This is a genomic window from Agromyces sp. GL_144, assembly GCF_057834305.1.
In genome coordinates this window covers 271,390-289,601 of record NZ_CM174399.1, presented here as the reverse complement: position 1 = coordinate 289,601, position 18,212 = coordinate 271,390, and the positions used below count along the sequence as shown (strand labels likewise).

The following is an 18,212-nucleotide window of genomic DNA, read 5'->3' as shown; positions in this document are numbered from 1 at the left end:
GATGACGGATGCCGCGAGCCGACGCCCTGGCTTCACGATCGACCCCGAGGCATCCGCACCGCCGTTCGAGCAGCTGCGGCGTCAGGTCGTCGACGGCGTCACCGACGGATCGCTCGTGGCGGGCACGCGCCTCCCGACGGTGCGGGCCCTCGCCGACGAGCTCGGCCTGGCCGTCAACACGGTCGCCAAGGCGTATCGAGCGCTCGAGGCCGATCACGTCATCGAGACGCGCGGCCGGGCCGGCACGTTCGTCTCGGCGACGGGCGATCCGGCGAGGCGGGAGGCGCAGGTCGCGGCGATCGCCTATGCCGACCGGGTGCACCACCTCGGCCTCGACGACGCCGAGGCGCTCGCGCTCGTCGAGACGGCCCTGGGCGCGAAGCGCTGAGCGCAGCGGCCCTGCGGCGCTGCGGCACTGCCACCGGGCGTTCTGGCGTTCTGCCGTTCTGGCGTTCTGCCGTTCTGGCGTTCTGCCGTGGAGCAATCTCCGGATTCTCGGTACCGAAGTACCGGTCGGTACCAACTCCGCGGGCGCATGCTCCCTGAGGAGCAGGGTCACCGCCTCCATTCGCGGTGCCGGAGTACCGAAAGTGCCGCCCGGCACCGATTCTCACCGGATACCTTCCGCCGCGTCCGTGCCATCGGAGTGTCCGGCGGTCGTGCGACGCTGCCACGACGGAACATCCGCACGAGGCATCCGCTCGCTCAGCTCTCGGGGATCGGCTCCTTGGGCAGGCGGCGCACCTTCGCGCGGCGCTTGCGGCGCTCGGGGATCATCGAGCGCATCTCCTCGAGGCGGCCGAAGCAGAGCAGGCGATCGCCCGACTCGAGCACGACGCTGCCGCGCGGGTTCGGAATGACGTTGGCGCCGCGGTGCAGCGTGAGCACGCTGATGTCGCGGTCGGCGAGGCCCGACTCGCGCAGCGGCTTGCCCACGAGGTCGGCGTTGCCGTGCACGAGCAGCTCGGCGACGCCGTAGCCGGTCGAGACCGTGAGACGCTGGCGCACGTCGATCTCGGGGAACGCGACCTGGTTGGCCATGTAGTCGATGATCGCGCCGGCGACGTCGAGGTTCGTCGCCGTCTCGATGCCCTGCAGGCCCGGCGAGGAGTTGACCTCCATGACGAGCGGGCCGTCGTTGCCCTCGAGCATGTCGACGCCCGCGACCTTGAGGCCCATGATCTGCGCCGAGCGCACCGCCGCGAGCTCGTACTCGGGGTCGAGCTCGACGGGCTCGACCGTGCCGCCGCGGTGCACGTTCGAGCGGAACTCGTCGCCGCTCGCCACCCGGCGCATGGCCGCGACCACGCGGTCGCCGACGACGAGCGCACGGATGTCGCGGCCCCGGCTCTCGGCGATGAACCGCTGGATGAGCACGTTCTGCTTCGTCGAGTGCAGCGTCTCGATGATCGCCTCGGCGACCTTGACCTGCGGGGCGAGGATCACGCCGATGCCCTGCGTGCCCTCGAGGAGCTTGATGACGACCGGCGCCCCGCCGACCCGCTCGATCGCGGGTCGCACGTCGGCGCGGTCGCGCACGAACGCCGTCGCCGGCATGCCGATGTTGTGGCGGGAGAGGATCTGGTTCGCACGGAGCTTGTCGCGCGCGTTCGTGATGCCGTTCGCGGTGTTCGGCGTGTAGACGTCCATCTGCTCGAACTGGCGCACCACGGCCGTGCCGAAGTACGTGATCGAGTTGCCGATGCGCGGCAGGATCGCGTCGTAGTCGCTCAACTGGCGGCCGCGGTATTGCAGGTCGGGGTCGGTGCCGGTGAGGTCGATCGCGAACCGCAGCGTGTTCAGCACCTTGACCTGGTGCCCGCGCTGCACCGCCGCAGCACGCAGTCGTTGCGTCGAGTACGCCTGCGGGGCACGCGAGAGAATCGCCAGTTTCAAGATCGGCCCCTGCCATGATGGTTCGAGATGAGAGAGCCAGACCATTCAAGCACCATCGCCGGATGGCGCGAGTGGGCGAGCCTCCCCGCGATCGGCGTCGAGTGGATCAAGGTCAAGCTCGACACCGGTGCCCGCACGTCGTCGCTGCACGCCTTCGACATCGAGGAGTTCACGCGCGACGACGAGGCTTGGGTGCGCTTCGGCGTGCGGCCATGGCAGAACTCCGACGACGACGCGGTCGTCGTCGAGTCGCGCGTGCACGACCGTCGCCAGATCCGCAGCTCGTCGGGCCACTCCGAGGAGCGCATCGTGGTGCTGCTCGACATCGTGCTGCTCGGGCGCGAGGTCGAGGCCGAAGTCACCCTGAGCAATCGCGACGAGATGGGCTTCCGCATGCTCATCGGCCGCGAGGCGCTGCGGCACGGGTTCCTCGTCGCCGCGGGCGAGTCGTTCCTCGGGGGGCGGGCGCCCCGCGTCATCCGCCGCCAGAACCGCGGGCGCTGAGCGCGCGTCCCCGACACCGCCAGCGTCCCGACACGTTTCTCAGGATCCCCAGCCCGAAACCGCCCGCTTCTCAGGAGAAGTCGGGCGGAATCGGGGGCGGTCTCAATTGGCTAGCGCAACGCCGTTGATTAGTTGGTCCAGCTTGTGGGCTGGGCTGCGGAAGTTCAAGGTCTGTCGGGGGCGGATGTTCAAGAGCCGCTGGGCCTCGGCGAGTTCCTCGTCGGTGACGTCATTGAAGTTCGTGCCTTTGGGATAGAAATCGCGGATCAACCCGTTCGTGTTCTCGTTCGTGCCGCGCTGCCAGGGCGAGTGCGGGTCGCAGAAGAACACCGCACAGCCGGTCGCGACCGTGAACATCGAATGTGATGCCATCTCGGAGCCCTGGTCCCACGTGATCGTCTTGGTCAGCGCGGTCGGCAGGTCCTGGATCATGCCCGCGAGGACCCCGGTGACGGTCTCGCTGTCGCGTACCCCGGGGAGCCGGCCTAGCAGCGCGAACCTGGTCTGCCGTTCGACCAGCGTGACGATGCCGGAGTTACCCGGGCCGACCACGAGGTCCCCTTCCCAATGGCCGGGCACGGCCCGGTCATCGACCTCTGCTGGCCGGTCGACCAAGCGCGCCCCGTCCAGCCACGGACGGTTCGTCCGGGTCGGCAGCTTCGACCGCGGGACACGACCCTTCCGGCCTGACCGCAGCGCTTTCTCGACGGTCAGCTCGTGCCGCAGTGCGCCTCTGCCCTGCAGATAGAGCGCCTGATAGATGGTCTCGTGCGACACCCACATCTCCTCACGGCCCGGGAACGCAACCCGCAGCTCACCGGCAACTTGTTGCGGTGAGAACCGCTGGTTCAACCGTGACACGACTTGGGCGCGCAGCGCTGGATCATCCAGTTTCCGGGCCACATGCCGGGCCCGTCTGCTCAGCGCCCCGTGATGGGCCAGCTCGGCCGAGTAACGGCGTTCACCCCAATGGGTGACGAGATTCGCGCGGATCTCTCGCGACACCGTCGACACATCCACACCAAGCCCACCGGCGATCCTCCGCATCGACATCGGCGGACTGAACGACCTTGCTGATTGGATGAACGCCCGATCCGCAAGCGTCAACCGCCGATACGCCCGATCCTCGGACTCGGCGATCACCGCGTCCATCGGCACCGGCACAGCACCACCCGAGGCTCCCAGCTTCTGCTTCATGCCCACGAGCTTCGTCCAATGCCAGATCGTCACATCGTTGACACCCAGACGCTGCGCAACCTGAACAGCCGACACCCCACGAGCGAGCAACCCATACGCTTGCCCGCGTACCTCCCACGGAACCTTCTTCGCCACAGCACACCGCCTCCGCACCGAGGCGTTGCGCTAGAAACCTGAGACCGCCGGGCGTAGGGGCGGAAAAACTCCTGAGAAAAGCGAATGGCGACGGGAGAGGCGAACGCCTCAGATGACGCCGTCGGTGATCGTCGTCGGGTTGCCGAAGCGGTGGTTCGTGATCGAGATCGCCTGCTCGTGCAGGAAGGGCAGCAGCTCGACCCGACCCGACGGGGTCGCGGGGTGCGACCACACCGCGACATCCGGAGTGCCGTCGAGCGCGGTCGCGAGGCTCGACGGGTCGCCGCCCACGAGACGTACGCGCGAGGCGCCCGCCCCGTGCTTGGCCACCCGGGAGAGCCAGGTCGCGTCGCCCTCGCGCACGAGGTCGATGCCCTTGGTCGCGAGCACCTGGCGCACGCGCTTCGGCAGCTCGTGCGCCGTCGAGATCGTGAGCTCTGCACCCGCGAGCACGCCGGCCGCGATGACGCGCAGCCCCTCGGCGAGCGTCGCCGCCTCGCCGATGCGCACGGCGACGGGCAGCGCCCGGTAGCGGAAGACGTTGCGCTCAACGCCGACGCCCGACACGTCCTTCACGGTGCCGTACTCCTCGGCCCAGGCGATCTGATCGGACAGCGCCGACCGCCGCAGCACCTCGAAGTCCTCGAAGCCGATCGAGGACTGCGACGCCTCGATGAGGTCGGAGACGCGCTTCTCGAGCCCGCGCAGGTGCAGCGACTCCGACGAGGCGTCGTGTCGCGGCAGCCATTCGCCGAGGCCGAACAGATAGTTCGGACCGCCCGCCTTGGAGCCGGCGCCGACCGCCGACCGCTTCCAGCCGCCGAACGGCTGACGCTGCACGATCGCGCCCGTGATGCCGCGGTTGACGTAGAGGTTGCCCGCCTCGACGCGGTCGAGCCAGGTCGCGATCTCGTCCGAGTCGAGCGAGTGCAGGCCTGCCGTGAGGCCGTAGTCGACGGCGTTCTGCATGCGGATCGCCTCGTCGAGGTTCTTCGCGTGCATGACGCCGAGCACCGGGCCGAAGAACTCGGTCAGGTGGAAGTACGAGCCGGAGGCCACGCCCGTGCGCACGCCGGGCGACCAGAGGCGTCCGGTGGCGTCGAGGCGCTTCGGCTCGACGAGCCACTCCTCGCCGATGCCGAGCTGCGTGAGGGCGTGCTCGAGCTTGCCGTTCGCGGGCTCGACGAGCGGGCCCATCTGGCTGGTCGCGTGCTCGGGCCAGCCGACCTTGAGCGACATGGTCGCGTCGACGAGCTGGCGCATGAAGCGCTCGGACTTGGCGACCGAGCCCACGAGGATCACGAGCGACGCGGCCGAGCACTTCTGCCCCGCGTGCCCGAAGGCGCTCTTGACGACGTCGGATGCCGCGAGGTCGAGGTCTGCCGACGGCGTGACGATGATCGCGTTCTTGCCGCTCGTCTCGGCCAGCAGCGGCAGGTCGGGGCGGAACGAGCGGAAGAGCTTCGCCGTCTCGTAGGCACCCGTGAGGATGACCCGGTCGACCGCCCGATGGCTGACGAGGCGGCTGCCGAGCTCGCGCTGGGTGAGGTCGACGAGCACGAGCAGGTCGCGCGGGATGCCGGCCTCCCAGAGCGCCTCGACCATGACCGCGCCGGAGCGCTGGGCGAGCTTGGCGGGCTTGATGATGACGGCCGAGCCGGCGGCGAGCGCGGCGAGGACGCCGCCGGCGGGGATCGCGACCGGGAAGTTCCACGGCGGGGTCACGACGGTGACCTCGGACGGCACGAACTCGGCGCCCTGCACGTGGTCGAGCTCGCGGGCGCGCTCGGCGTAGTAGTGCGCGAAGTCGATGGCCTCGCTGATCTCGGGGTCGGCCTCGGCGATGGTCTTGCCCGTCTCGGCGGCCATGACCTCGATGAGGCGGTCGCGGTTCGCGGCGAGCGCGAGGCCCGCGCGGTGCAGCACCGCGGCGCGCTCGTCGCCCGAGAGCGCGCCCCAGGCGCGGCCGCGCTCGGCCGCGACGGCGATCACGTGGTCGAGGGTCGCGGCGTCGGAGACGGCCGCTGCCGCCACGGTGTCGACGCCGAGCCGCGACTCGGGCACGCGGGCGAGGATGCGCCGGCCCCACTCGCGGTTCGCGGCGAGCGCGGGATCGGTGTCGGGCTCGTTGCGGAACCCGGGCGTCACGCCGGATCCGGCGGGCGCCGGGGCGTCGTCGAGGTCGGTCGCGCCGTCGAAGAGGCCCGCGCCGCCATCGAGCAGGTCGCCGTCGCCGAGGCTCCCACGGCGGATGCCGAGGACGACGCTCGTGAGCGACTCGTCGCGCTCGTGCTCGGTGCCGGGAGCCGGGGCGTCCTTGGGCTCCATGGCGGCCGCGTACGACTCCTCGGTCCACTCGGTGCGACGGTTCTGGGTGCGGTTCGGGGTGGGCCCGGCGGAGCCGTCGGCGCCGTCAACGGCACCGACGGGGTCGGCCGCCTCCCGCTCGAGCGCGGCGAGCGAGGCGAGGTAGCGGCGCATCTCGCGGTCGAAGAGCGGCTCGCTCGCGGCGAGGTCGAACACGGCCGACATGAAGTTGTCCTGGCTGGCGTTCTCCTCGAGGCGGCGCACGAGGTACGCGATCGCCACGTCGAACTCGCTCGGGTTCACGACGGGCGTGTAGAGCAGCAGGTTGCCGACGTCGCCGCGCACGGCCTCGGCCTGGCCGGTCGCCATGCCGAGCAGCATCTCGAAGTCCACGCGGCCGGTGACGCCCCGGTCGACGGCGGTGACCCACGCGTCGGCCACGTCGAACAGGTTGTGGCCGGCGATGCCGAGCTTGACGGCATCGGTGCGTTCGGGGGTCATCGCCCAGCGCAGCACGCGCTTGTAGTTGGTGTCGGAGTCCTGCTTGGTGGAGTACGTGGCGACGGGCCAGCCGTGCACGGCGGCGTCGACATGCTCCATGGCGAGGTTCGCGCCCTTGACGACGCGCACCTTGATGGGGGCGCCGCCGTTCGCGCGACGCGCCGTCGCCCAGGCGTTGAGGTGCTGCATGGCGCCGAGCGCGTCGGGCAGGTAGGTCTGCAGCACGATGCCGGCCTCGAGGTTCTTCAGCTGCGGCTGGTCGAGCAGCGCGGTGAAGACGGCGATGGTCAGGTCGAGGTCGCGGTACTCCTCCATGTCGAGGTTGATGAACTTGGCCTTGCCCCTGGCCTCGTTCTGCGCGGCCAGCTCGTAGAGCGGCGTGAGCTTGGCGACGACCTTGGCGACGGCCTCGTCGAACGACCACATCGAGAGTTGGCTGACGACGCTCGAGACCTTGATCGAGACGTAGTCGACGTCGTCGCGCGCGAGGAACTCGGTGGTCCCCTTCAGGCGCCGGTCCGCCTCGTCTTCACCGAGCACGGCCTCGCCGAGCAGGTTGAGGTTCAGGCGGTTGCCCGACTCGCGCAGGTGCGCGATCGCGGGGCCGAGCTTGGCGGGGGTCGCGTCGAGCACGAGGTGGCCGACCATCGCGCGGAGCACGCGGCGGGCGATGGGCACGACGACCCACGGCAGCACGGGCGCGACGACGCCCCCGACGCGGATCGCGGCGCGCAGGTACCACGGCAGGAACCTCGGCGTGAGCTTCGCGAGCTGGGCGAGGTTGCGGCCCGCGACGCCGAGGTCTTCGGGCCGCATGACGCCGTCGACGAAGCCGACCGTGAAGGCGAGTCCGTTCGGGTCCTTCAGCACGCCCGCGAGGCGCTCGGCAGAGACCTCGGTGGGATGCTCGGCGCTCTCGGCGAGCCAGCGTCGCACGAGGGCGACGACCCGATCGGTGGTGGGCGCGGCGAGCGTGACGGGGTCCTGCATGGTCACGAGGGTAGTGTCCTTTTCTTCGGGCGCTCCGGGATCGCTGCGCCTGTCGGCTGCTGTCGTATAGGGACAAGTGTGCGGCGCGACATCCGTTCGGTAAAGCGAACGAATCTGACGGATACTGTTCACAAGAGCCGAATGATGAGCGGATGCCTGGAGGCCGACGATGCTCGATGTACGACGCCTGCGCCTGCTCGTCGAGCTGAGCCGCCGCGGCACCCTCGCCGCGGTCGCCGAGGCGCTCGCCTACAGCCCGTCATCGGTGTCGCAACAGCTCAGCCAGCTCGAGCGCGAGGCCGGCGTGCCCCTGCTCGTGCAGGTGGGCCGGCGCGTGCAGCTCACGCCCCAGGCCGAGCTGCTCGTCGCACACGCGAAGGCGGTGCTCGACCGGCTCGAGGAGGCCGAGGCGGATGTCGCACGCTCGCTCACCGACGTCGGCGGAACGGTGCGCATCGCGGTGTTCCAGTCGGCGGCCCACGCCATGGTGCCGCAGGCGCTCACGCTGCTGCGGGCGGAGCATCCGAACCTGCGCGTCGAGGTGACCGAACGCGAGCCCGATGCCGGGCTCTTCGAGGTCGCCGCGCGTGACTCCGACCTCGTCATCGCCGAGCAGTACCCCGGCCACACCCGCGCGCATCGCGAGGACCTCGATCGCGTGCAGCTGGCCGCCGATGCGATCCGACTCGCGCTGCCGCCGCATCCGACGCGACTCATGCCGTGCGGCGACCCCGAGCCTCGCGCGATGCTCGCCGCGGTCTCCGGCATGCCGTGGGTGCTCGAGCCCCGCGGCACGGCCTCGCGCGACTGGGCCGAGCAGCTCTGCCGCGACGCCGGGTTCGAACCCGACGTGCGATTCGAGACGGCCGACCTGATGGCGCACATCCGCCTCATCGGCACGGGCAACGCCGTGGGGCTGCTGCCCGACCTGGTCTGGGCCGGCGAGGCGCCGAGCGTCGCGCTCGTGGACCTGCCGGGGCATCCGCAGCGCGAGGTCTTCACCTCGACCCGGCTGGCCGCCGCCGCACGCCCGGCCGTGGTGGCGTGTCGCGACGCGCTCGCCCGTGCGGCGGCCGCGACGGCGACGCCCGCGACCCTCGCCGGCGACGGTCGCGACGGCGACCCCGCGGCGTAGCGAGATCAGGACGCGTCGGCCGCCTCGGGGGCGTCGCCCGCCTCGTGCATCCACGGCGTGTAGCTGACGCCCACGAGCAGCCCTTCAGGGCTCATGAGGCGCGAGGTGGTCTGACCCCATGGCTCGTCGTGCGCGCCGACGAGGATCTCGTGGCCGGCCGCCCGCAGCTCCTCGACCGCCTCGGCGACCGCGGCGGGCGAGGCGACGTCGAACTCGACCCACGCCTGCGGGGTCGGCAGCGACGAGGGCCACTCGGTCGTGCCGAACGTGGCCTCGGCGGCCTGGCTCAACGGCCAGATCGCGAACGCCTTGACGCCCGGCAGTTCTTCGGTGTGGAAGTACCCGGGCGCGTTCTCGTGGAACGGGATGCCGAACGCCCCGCGCCAGAAGTCGAGTGACGACGAGTCGGCGGTGCCGATGGGCCCGAAGCCCGCCACGAAGGAGATGTCCATGCGGCCATGAAACCGCGACCCTGCGACATCCGCCACCCGTCGCACCCTCGGGCCGCGGGCCGCGAGCCGTCACGAGCCTGCCGCTGCAGAGAACCGGGCCGCCTGCTCGACGAGGAACGCCCCCACCTCGGGCGCCCCCTCGACGCGGTAGCCGACGCCGCGCGGCATCCACATGAGCGCCATCGCGAGGTTCTCGACCGAGTCCGCCTCGAGCGGCCAGGCGCAGTGGGCGGCGTCGACGGCCACGATGTCACGGCCGTACCAGCCGAGATGCGCCACGAGTTCATCCTTCGGCATCGCGACGACGACCCGCGCCGAAACGCCCCGGTCGCGCCACCGCAGCGCCCGTTCGACGCGCTCGCGCGCGGCCTCGTCGGTCATCGGTCGCGCCTCGAAGTGCACCCTGGTCTGGAACAGGTCGGCCATGCGATCCAGGCGGAACGTGCGCCAGTCGTCGCGGTCGCGATCGAACGCGAGCAGGTACCAGCGCCGGGCGACGGGAACGAGGCGGTAGGGCTCCACGACACGGGCGGATGCCTCGCCCGCGGCATCCGTGTACCGGAACCTGAGCCGCTCGGCGTCGCGGCAGGCGAGGGCGAGCAGGCCGAGCAGCTCGGCGTCGACCTCGGGCGACGGACGCGCCGAGCGAGCCGACCCGACCCCGCCCGTGCCGACCGCCGCATGCGACTGCAGCGCCTCGATGCGCCGTCGCAGCGCCGCCGGCAGCACCTGCTCGATCTTCGCGAGCGCGCTGAGCGTGGTGTGCTCGGCGCCTCGCAGGCCGGCGGTCGCCTGCGACCTGAGGCCGACCGCGATCGCGACCCCCTCGTCGTCGGTGAGCAGCAGCGGCGGCAGCCCCGTGCCCGCCTCGAGGCGGTAGCCGCCCGCGCTCCCCCGCAGCGACTCGATGCCGTAGCCGAGGTCGCGCAGCCGCTCGACGTCGCGGCGCAGGGTTCGGTCGCTCACGCCGAGTCGGTCGACGAGTTCGCGTGCCGTCCAGTGTCGGTGGCTCTGCAGCAGCGAGAGCAGTTCGAGGGTTCGTGAGGTGGTTGCGGCCATGTCTGAATCCTCTCGCGATACCGGACAGGAAGTGACCGCATTGCGGAGAAGAGTGCAGGTATGACGAACCAGACCAAGCCACAGACCAGCCAGATCATCAGCGCGCACGGCCTCACGAAGACGTTCCGCTCCAAGGGGCAGACCGTCGAGGCCGTGCGCCCGCTCGACCTCTCGGTGCAGGAGGGCGAGCTCGTCGCGTTCCTCGGCCCGAACGGCGCCGGCAAGTCCACGACGCTCCGCATGCTCACCACCCTGCTGCCGCCGACGGCCGGCGAGGCCTCGGTGGCCGGCTGCGACATCCGCACGGATGCCGCGGGCGTGCGCCGTCGCATCGGCTACGTCGGCCAGGGCAACTCCGGCGGGCACACCCAGCGTGTGCGTGACGAGCTGCTCGCCCAGGGCGCGTTCTACGGCCTCGCCCGCCGCGAGACCCGGGCTCGGGCCGACGAGCTCATCGAGTCGCTCGAGCTCGGGCAGGTCGCCGGCCGCACCGTGCAGGCGCTGTCGGGCGGGCAGAAGCGCCGCCTCGACATCGCGCTCGGGCTCATCCACCGCCCCGAGCTGCTGTTCCTCGACGAGCCGTCGACGGGCCTCGACCCGCACAGCCGCGCCAACCTCTGGGAGCACATCGTCGACCTGCGGCGCGAGACCGGCACCACGATCTTCCTCACCACGCACTACCTCGACGAGGCCGACCAGCTCGCCGAGCGCGTCATGGTCATGGACCACGGGGCCGTGATCGCCGACGACATGGCGAGCGCGCTCAAGTCCTCGCTCGCGGGCGATCGGGTCACGCTCTCGTTCGGGTCGGCGACGGATGCCGCGGCTGCGGCTGCGCGTCTCGACGGCGCCATCGGGGCCGAGTCCATCGACGCCGATGCCCGCACGGTCTCCGTCACCGTGCCGGACGGCGCCACGTCGCTGCCGCGCTGGATCCGCGAGCTCGACGACGCCGGCCTCGAGGTCGTCGCGGCGACCCACCGGCAGCCGACGCTCGACGACGTGTTCCTCGCCCTCACCGGTCGGAGCCTGCGCGAGGAGGCCGCGCACGCCGAGGCATCCTCCCCGGCCGGCGAGCCCGTCGCCGCCTGACACCAGCACCACCCGCAGAAATGCAGGAAGACACGCCGTTGCGGCATCCGGGACCCCCGTCGCAGCCGGCGAGTCGCACCGATGTTCCTGCATCTCGGCTCGCACTCGACCCCTCATCCGAAAGGAACCGCTCATGAACACCATCAGCCCCGCCGCATCCGCCACCGTCACCGAGACCGGCCGCCCCGCGGCATCCGCCCGCCCCACGGGCTTCATCCACGACACCGCCGCGGTGTACCTGCGCGAGACCCGCCCGCTCGTGCGCGACCCGTTCAGCGTGATGTTCTCGCTCGTGCAGCCGCTCGTCTTCCTCGGCCTGTTCGGCCCGTTGCTCGTCGGCGCCGCCGGCGGCGACGTCGCGGGCACGCTGCAGTGGTTCGTGCCGGGCATCCTCGTGATGGTCGCCCTCTTCGGCACGGCCTCGACGGGCGCGAACCTCCTCTTCGAGATGCAGACCGGATCGCATGAGCGCACCCTCGTCGCCCCGCTCTCGCGGAGCGCGCTGCTCGTTGGCCGGGCCCTGAAGGAGGTCGTGCCGCTCGTGATCCAGGGCACGATCGTGGTCGTCGTCGCGGTGCCGTTCGGCTTCAGCCTCGACGTGCCGGGGCTCATCGCCGGCCTGGCCGTGCTCGCGGTCTTCGGCATCGGCTTCGGCGCCCTGAGCTATGCGCTCGCCCTCGCCTGCCGCAACCGCGACTGGATGTTCTGGATGGTGCACCAGACGCTGCTGTTCCCGCTCATGATCCTGTCGGGCATGCTGCTGCCGCTCGAAGACGGCCCCGCGTGGATGCAGGTCGCCGCCGCGGTCAACCCGCTGAGCTACCTCGTCGGCGCCGAACGCGCCCTGCTCAGCGGCGACTTCGGAGACCCGGCGGTGCTCGGCGGCCTCCTCGCGGCGATCGCCACCTGCGCGGTCGGCGTGCTCGTGGGCGTGCGGTCGATGCGCAGGGCGCGCTGAGCAGGTTCGGCTGCGACTGCGACTGCGTGCACGCAAGAGCGGCGGATGCCACGTACTGAGTACGTGGCATCCGCCGCGCTTCCCGGGATCACCGGGTGGCGGGAGGGCGGTCTCACGGGCCGCCCTCCCGGGCCTGCTAGGCGCGCGCTCCCCGACGACGGAGCACGAGGAGCACTCCACCCGTGATGAGGAGCATGAGCGCGGCGAGCGCGCCGGCGGTGCCGGCGAAGCCGGTCGACGCGAGTCCGCTGCCCGATCCGGCGGTGGAGCCGTCGCCCGAACCGGTGCCCGGATCGCCGGTGCCACCGGTCGACGACTCGGCGACCGTCACGTCGAGGCTCGCGACGACCTCGCCGTCGGCGACGACCTCGATCGTGTGCGCGCCCGATTCGACCTCGGGCACCTCGAACGTCGCGGCGAGCTCGCCGTCGACGCCGACCGTCGCCGAGGCGACCTCGATCGGGTCGGAGCGGAACACGACCGTGTACTCGGCCGCGGGCAGGTCGCTGCCTGCGAGCTCGACCTCCTGCCCGGGTTCGAGGTCGCCCTCGATGTCGATGGACAGGCTCGGGTCGTTCGGGTTCGCGAACCCGTCGGATCCGATGGCCGACGCATTGCCGACGGCGTCGGTCGCCCGGAAGCTCACGACCCGGGCGCCGGGCAGCAGCTCGACCGGCTCGGCGTACGCCTGCCAGTCGGCGCCCGCCGCGGCGACGCCGCTGCCGAGCACGTACTCGAGCGAGGCGACGCCCGATCCGGCGTCCGTCGCGGCGAGCGCGACCGTGCCGGCGGTCTCGTCGACCGTCGCCGTGACGACCGGAGCCGTGCCGTCGACCTTGCCCGACCAGCTCGCCTCGGCCTGGTTGCCCGAGGAGTCGGTGGCACGTGCGACCACGGTGTGCTCGCCGTCGGCGACCGAGTACGGGCCGTCGTAGGCGAACCACTCGCCGCCGTCGACGCTCAGCTCGACGGCGGGCGGCGGCGTGTAGTCGTCGCTCGCGTCGACCGTGAGGGTGGCCGAGCGGAACCAGCCGCCCGTCGCGGTCTCGGCCGCGGCGATGCCGACCACGGGGTTCGTGGTGTCGGCCGGCGGGTACGAGACGAGCTGCGGCGATGCGAACGACCCGACGGCGGGTGCGCCCGCGTCGTTGATGATCGCGTCGATGCCGCCGGTGCCGTTGAGGAACACGCTCGTCATCGACTCGAACCGCACGTTCGGCGACTTCGGCGTCTGGATGCCGCTCGCGACGCGGATGTCCTGGCCGCCGTTGATGGTCTGGTCGAAGAACGAGTACACGCCGAGGCCCTGTGCGAGGTGCGAGGTCACGCCGTCGCCGACGCGGTACGACGAGAAGCCCTTGCGGTCGCCGTCCATGTACGCGGCCTGGGTGGGCGGGTCGTACGGGATCTCGCTCTGGTAGAAGATCGTGCGTCCGCCGTCGCCGTTCCAGATGACCTGGTTCTTCTGGTAGTGCTCGACGAACAGGCCGAGCGCGGTGACGTCGTCGCCGTTCACGATCACGCCGTGGTCGCCGGTGTTGGCGTCCCACGCGACCCCGTCGCCGTGGTCGGCGCGCCAGGCCCAGATGTGGTCGAGCAGCGTGTTCGGGCTGTTGACCTCGATCGAGGTGGTCGCCTTGCCGGCCCACGGGCCGCCGACGCGGATGAAGACGTCGGTGAGCGTGGTGGGATCGGACGCGTCGGAGACGGTTGCCCCAGTCGGTCCGACCTTGACGAGCACGTCGGAGTTCTCGAGCCCGGCGTCGACCGTGAGGCCGGCGATCTTCACGCCCGAGACATCCGCGACCTCGATGGCCGCGTTGCCCGCGGTGGGAACGAGCGACGCGTAGCCGAGGCCGAGCACGACGGTGTCGGCGTCCTCGACCTGCAGGGCCTCGTCGAGCTCGTAGACGCCCGGCGTGACGAGCAGGTTGAGCCCGCTCGACAGCGCCGCGTTGAGCTCGGCGGCGGTGTCGCCCGGCTTCGCGATGAAGAACTCGGAGAGGTCGATGCTGTCGCCGGCCGAGGCATCCGTCGACCAGTCGTGGCCGCGGGCGTCGGTCTTCGCCTTGGGCACGAACACCTTGTAGTCGTCGCCGTCGACGTAGAGGAACGGCGACTCGCGGTTGATCGGCGTCTCATCGACGACGGTCTTGTTGCCGACGGTGCCGCCGTCCTGCGGGCCGAAGTCCTGCGCCGGAGCGCCCTCGACGCCCGAGAACACCATGTTCCAGACGCCGCCGTCCCACGTGCCGACGGTCGAGTTGCGCGTGAACCACTGCTGCTGCGAGCCGGTGACGATCGTGCCGTCGACCTTGGAGTTCGCGAGGTATCCGCCCGAGGCGTACTCGCCCACGCGGCCGAAGAGCGTCAGGTCGCCCTGGATGTGCACGCGGCGCAGCGGTGCCGCCTGCGACACGGCGAAGCGCATCTGGTGCGGGTCGGTCACGCCGCTCGGGAACGGACGGTCGGCGTCGATGCCGACGGGGCGCTGGATCGGGTTGATGCTGACGTTGCTGAGCGAGCGCCAGAACCGGGTGAGCGAGCCGGGCTGCTGGCAGTCCCAGGGGTTCGCCTCGCATTGGCGCACGGGCTCGACGTGGATCGCACCGTTGATGACGACGTCGTCGGGCGACGCGCCGAGGCCTGCGACCGCCTGGTAGTACCCGAGCTCGGAGTTGACGATGCCGGTCGCGGTGCCGGGGTCGTTCTCACCGGCCGCGCTGCCGTAGGTGCCGGGCTTGAAGAAGAACTGGTGCCGGTCGGCGCTGAACTCCTCTTCCTGCGAGGCGGCCATGAGCGCGGCGTTGATGTCGTCGACCGACCAGGTCTCGTCGAAGATCGTCACGTTGGGGCCGAAGTCGGGTTCGGCTGCGGCGGCGGGAGCGGCCGTCACGATCACTCCTCCGGCGACGAGGGCCGCGATGGCGACCCCTGATCCGATTCGTCGTGTCACGCCGGCGACCCCGGCGCGACGCGTGGGCGTCGTCGTCACATGTTCTCCTTTGAACGGCGGTCGGCGCAGGTCCGCGATCGACCGGTGCATCTCTTGCGATGGTGCACGCCGCCGCCGTCTTCGGCGCGGTCGCACTCGTCACCCTAGCGAAGAGTTACTTACTTGTCAGTAAGCAATCCGCAATATGACGCCGCCGGATCGCGAACGCGCAAGTCCCGGGCGAGCGGATGCCTCGAGCCGCCCGCTCCCGGTGCATTCGCCTACGCTCGACACATGCCCTTCCCCAGCACCGACGCAGGCACCGACGCAGCCGCAGCCGCGGGCCCCGACCACGACGTCGTGATCGTGGGCGGCGGACACAACGGCCTCACCGCGGCCGCGTACCTCGCCCGGGCCGGCCGGCGCGTGCTGCTCCTCGAACGCGACGACCACCTCGGCGGCGCCGCCGTCTCGGCGCAGGCGTTCGACGGCGTCGACGCGCGCCTCTCCCGCTACTCGTACCTCGTGAGCCTGCTGCCGCAGCGCGTCATCGACGACCTCGGCCTCGACATCCGGCTCGTGCGCCGTCGCTTCTCGTCGTACACGCCCGACCCCCGCGATCCGTCGCGCGGGCTCCTCGTCGACGCCGAGGCCGGCCCCGAGGCATCCGTCGCCGCCTTCGCGCGCATCGGAGCCGAAGCGGATGCCTCGGCCTGGGCCACGCTCGGGGTCGAGACCTCGCTGCTGGCCGAACGCCTCTTCCCGACGCTCACCGAGCCGCTGCCGACGCGCGACGAGGCCCGTGCACTCGTGGGCGACGACCGCGTCTGGAACGCGTTCGTCGAGCGCCCGCTCGGCGCGAGCATCGACGCCCGGTTCGCCGACGACCTCGTGCGCGGCGTCGTCGCGACCGACGGCCTCATCGGCACCTTCACCGAACTCGACGATCCGGCGCTCGACGCGAACCGCTGCTTCCTGTACCACGTGATCGGCGGCGGAACCGGCGACTGGGACGTGCCCGTCGGCGGCATGGGCGCCGTCACGGGCGAGCTCGCGCGGGCCGCTCGTGAGGCGGGCGCCGAGCTCGTGACCGGTGCCGACGTGCTCGCGATCGACGCCGACGCCGGGCTCGTGCGCTATCGTCTCGACGGCGTCGAGCACGAGGCATCCGCCGGCACGGTGCTCTCGAACGTCGCGCCGGCCGTGCTCGACCGGCTGCTCGACGCGGGGGCCGACGCGGCCCGGGCGCTGGCCGCCGCCGGTCGAGCAGCGCAGCACGGAGAGACCAGCGCGGCCGCCGTCGCCCCGCGCAACCAGTCCCCGTTCGTGCCCGACGTGCCCGTCGGCCTGCCCGCCGTGGTGCGCGAGCGGCTGCGCCACCTCGCCGAGCCAGAGGGCGCGCAGGTGAAGGTCAACCTGCTGCTCACGCGCCTGCCGCGGTTGCGCGACACGCAGGTCGCCCCCGAGGCGGCGTTCGCCGGCACGTTCCACATCAACGAGCTCGAGACGCAGTTGGCCACCGCCTACCGCACCGCCGCGCGCGGAGAGGTGCCGTCACCGCTGCCGTGCGAGATCTACTGCCACACGCTGAGCGATCCGTCGATCCTCGCGCCCGACCTCGTCGAGGCCGGATGGCACACGCTCACCGTGTTCGGGCTGCACGTGCCGCACCGGCTCGTCGAGCGCCTCGGCAACGACCGCCTGCGCGAACGCCTGCAGGCCGAGGTGCTCGCCTCGCTGGACTCGGTGCTCGCCGAGCCCATCGAGGACGTCATCGCGACGGATGCCTCGGGCCGGCCGTGCATCGAGACGAAGACGACGCTCGACCTCGAGCACGCGCTCGGCATGCCGGGCGGCAACATCTTCCACGGGCCGCTGTCGTGGCCGTGGGCGGAGCCCGGTTCGCGGCTCACGACGCCGGCCGAGCGATGGGGCGTCGCGACGCGGCATCCACGGGTGCTGGTCTGCGGCTCTGGAGCCGTGCGCGGCGGGGCGGTCAGCGGCATCGGCGGACACAACGCGGCCATGGCCGTGCTCGAGGCATAGGCGTCGCCGGTCGAGAGATCAGCCGAGGAAGACCCAGCCGAACCCGACCAGCAGCGAGAACACGCCGAGCACGATGCTCGGGAGCGCGGTCTCGTGGCGCTTGATGTGCAGACCCGTGCCGACGGCCATCGTGAGGGCGAGGGCGAACGCGGCGACCGGCGTCAGCCACGGCAGGATGCCGGTCGCGGCCGGCAGGATGAGCCCGAGCGCGCCGAGGAACTCGAGGATGCCGACCGCGCGCGCCTGGCCGTCGGAGAGGTCCTCCATGTAGCCCATCTTCTCGACGAGCTTCTCGCGCGGGGTCAGGGTCTTCACGGTTCCGGCGGCGAGGAAGACGAGGGCGAGCAGCCCGGTGGCGATCCAGAGGGCGATGGTCATGGGTTCTCCTATGATGGGGGCTTCAGGGAAGTCGGTTACGATCGGTGCGTGACGCACGATCGGTTACTCTAACCCAGCACCGCCGCGCACTTCACCGTGCGTCACGCACCTCGAGGTGCGTGACCCCTGACGCACAGCCGACAGACCACCCGGAAGGCCCCAAGACGATGACGGATGCCGCGACCCTTCGCCTCGACGCCACGCTGGCCCCCGGCGCGTGCTCGGCGACGCCGATCGATCCCTGCGGCGCCGAGAGCAGCGAGGCGCGCATCATCCGCGACGTGCTCTCGCGCGTGGGCGACAAGTGGAGCCTGCTCGTGATCCGCCGGTTGCACGACGGACCGCTGCGCTTCACCGAACTGCAGCGCAGCATCGACGGCATCTCGCACCGCATGCTCACCCAGACCCTGCGCAACCTCGAGCGCGACGGGCTCGTATCCCGCACGAGCTACCCCGAGATCCCGCCGCGGGTCGAGTACGCCGCGACCGAGCTCGGTCGCTCGCTCGCCCTGCCGGTGCTCGGGCTCGTCGAGTGGGCCTCCGGCAACCACGCGAGCATCACCGACGCGCGCGACGCCTTCGACGCGGCGCGCGACTGACCCCGGCCTGTCGGCTCGAGGCCCGAGG

The 18,212-nt window shown here is 71.4% G+C and carries 14 protein-coding genes; 7 read left to right on the top strand and 7 right to left on the bottom strand.

Annotated elements, in window-relative coordinates:
* Nucleotide 1 precedes the first annotated feature (1 nt).
* Entirely contained in the window at nt 2-388 is a 387-nt protein-coding gene (locus AC3IPY_RS01230) for a GntR family transcriptional regulator (RefSeq protein WP_489186175.1), read from the top strand.
* Nucleotides 389-705: 317 nt separating this feature from the next.
* Here the strand turns inward: AC3IPY_RS01230 and AC3IPY_RS01225 are convergent, their stop codons facing one another.
* Complete coding sequence (locus tag AC3IPY_RS01225) at nt 706-1,896, bottom strand: RimK family alpha-L-glutamate ligase (RefSeq protein WP_489186174.1); 1,191 nt, start codon at nt 1,894-1,896, stop codon at nt 706-708.
* 27 nt (nt 1,897-1,923) lie between these two features.
* Between AC3IPY_RS01225 and AC3IPY_RS01220 the strand changes: the two genes are divergently transcribed.
* Nucleotides 1,924-2,400 (top strand): ATP-dependent zinc protease family protein, encoded by a 477-nt coding sequence (locus AC3IPY_RS01220; RefSeq protein ID WP_489186173.1) that lies wholly within the window; start codon nt 1,924-1,926, stop codon nt 2,398-2,400.
* A gap of 102 nt (nt 2,401-2,502) precedes the next feature.
* Here the strand turns inward: AC3IPY_RS01220 and AC3IPY_RS01215 are convergent, their stop codons facing one another.
* On the bottom strand, nt 2,503-3,732 hold the full coding sequence (locus AC3IPY_RS01215; protein WP_489186172.1) for an IS30 family transposase: 1,230 nt from the start codon (nt 3,730-3,732) through the stop codon (nt 2,503-2,505).
* A 108-nt stretch (nt 3,733-3,840) separates the two neighbouring features.
* Nucleotides 3,841-7,530, bottom strand: a complete 3,690-nt coding sequence (locus AC3IPY_RS01210) for a proline dehydrogenase family protein (RefSeq protein WP_489188398.1) — start codon at nt 7,528-7,530, stop codon at nt 3,841-3,843.
* A gap of 169 nt (nt 7,531-7,699) precedes the next feature.
* On the opposite strand from AC3IPY_RS01210, the gene AC3IPY_RS01205 reads away from it, so the two are divergent.
* Nucleotides 7,700-8,665, top strand: coding sequence for a LysR family transcriptional regulator (locus AC3IPY_RS01205; protein ID WP_489186171.1), 966 nt, complete (start codon nt 7,700-7,702; stop codon nt 8,663-8,665).
* Between the two features lie 5 nt (nt 8,666-8,670).
* On the opposite strand, the gene AC3IPY_RS01200 is transcribed toward AC3IPY_RS01205, so the two are convergent.
* Nucleotides 8,671-9,117, bottom strand: a complete 447-nt coding sequence (locus tag AC3IPY_RS01200; RefSeq protein ID WP_489186170.1) for a VOC family protein — start codon at nt 9,115-9,117, stop codon at nt 8,671-8,673.
* Nucleotides 9,118-9,186: 69 nt separating this feature from the next.
* Nucleotides 9,187-10,176 (bottom strand): helix-turn-helix transcriptional regulator, encoded by a 990-nt coding sequence (locus tag AC3IPY_RS01195; protein ID WP_489186169.1) that lies wholly within the window; start codon nt 10,174-10,176, stop codon nt 9,187-9,189.
* A 60-nt stretch (nt 10,177-10,236) separates the two neighbouring features.
* Between AC3IPY_RS01195 and AC3IPY_RS01190 the strand changes: the two genes are divergently transcribed.
* Together AC3IPY_RS01190 and AC3IPY_RS01185 are read left to right on the top strand one after the other, a co-directional pair.
* Complete coding sequence (locus AC3IPY_RS01190) at nt 10,237-11,268, top strand: ATP-binding cassette domain-containing protein (protein WP_489186168.1); 1,032 nt, start codon at nt 10,237-10,239, stop codon at nt 11,266-11,268.
* A gap of 133 nt (nt 11,269-11,401) precedes the next feature.
* Nucleotides 11,402-12,226 (top strand): ABC transporter permease, encoded by an 825-nt coding sequence (locus AC3IPY_RS01185; protein ID WP_489186167.1) that lies wholly within the window; start codon nt 11,402-11,404, stop codon nt 12,224-12,226.
* Nucleotides 12,227-12,362: 136 nt separating this feature from the next.
* Here AC3IPY_RS01185 and AC3IPY_RS01180 read toward each other — a convergent pair whose 3' ends face one another.
* Entirely contained in the window at nt 12,363-15,221 is a 2,859-nt protein-coding gene (locus AC3IPY_RS01180; protein ID WP_489186166.1) for an OmpL47-type beta-barrel domain-containing protein, read from the bottom strand.
* A gap of 234 nt (nt 15,222-15,455) precedes the next feature.
* Between AC3IPY_RS01180 and AC3IPY_RS01175 the strand changes: the two genes are divergently transcribed.
* A complete protein-coding gene (locus tag AC3IPY_RS01175; protein WP_489186165.1) occupies nt 15,456-17,207 on the top strand; it encodes a phytoene desaturase family protein in 1,752 nt (583 codons plus the stop codon).
* A gap of 18 nt (nt 17,208-17,225) precedes the next feature.
* Here AC3IPY_RS01175 and AC3IPY_RS01170 read toward each other — a convergent pair whose 3' ends face one another.
* On the bottom strand, nt 17,226-17,585 hold the full coding sequence (locus AC3IPY_RS01170) for a DoxX family protein (RefSeq protein WP_489186164.1): 360 nt from the start codon (nt 17,583-17,585) through the stop codon (nt 17,226-17,228).
* 119 nt (nt 17,586-17,704) lie between these two features.
* Between AC3IPY_RS01170 and AC3IPY_RS01165 the strand changes: the two genes are divergently transcribed.
* Nucleotides 17,705-18,184, top strand: a complete 480-nt coding sequence (locus AC3IPY_RS01165; RefSeq protein ID WP_489186163.1) for a winged helix-turn-helix transcriptional regulator — start codon at nt 17,705-17,707, stop codon at nt 18,182-18,184.
* Nucleotides 18,185-18,212 lie beyond the last annotated feature (28 nt).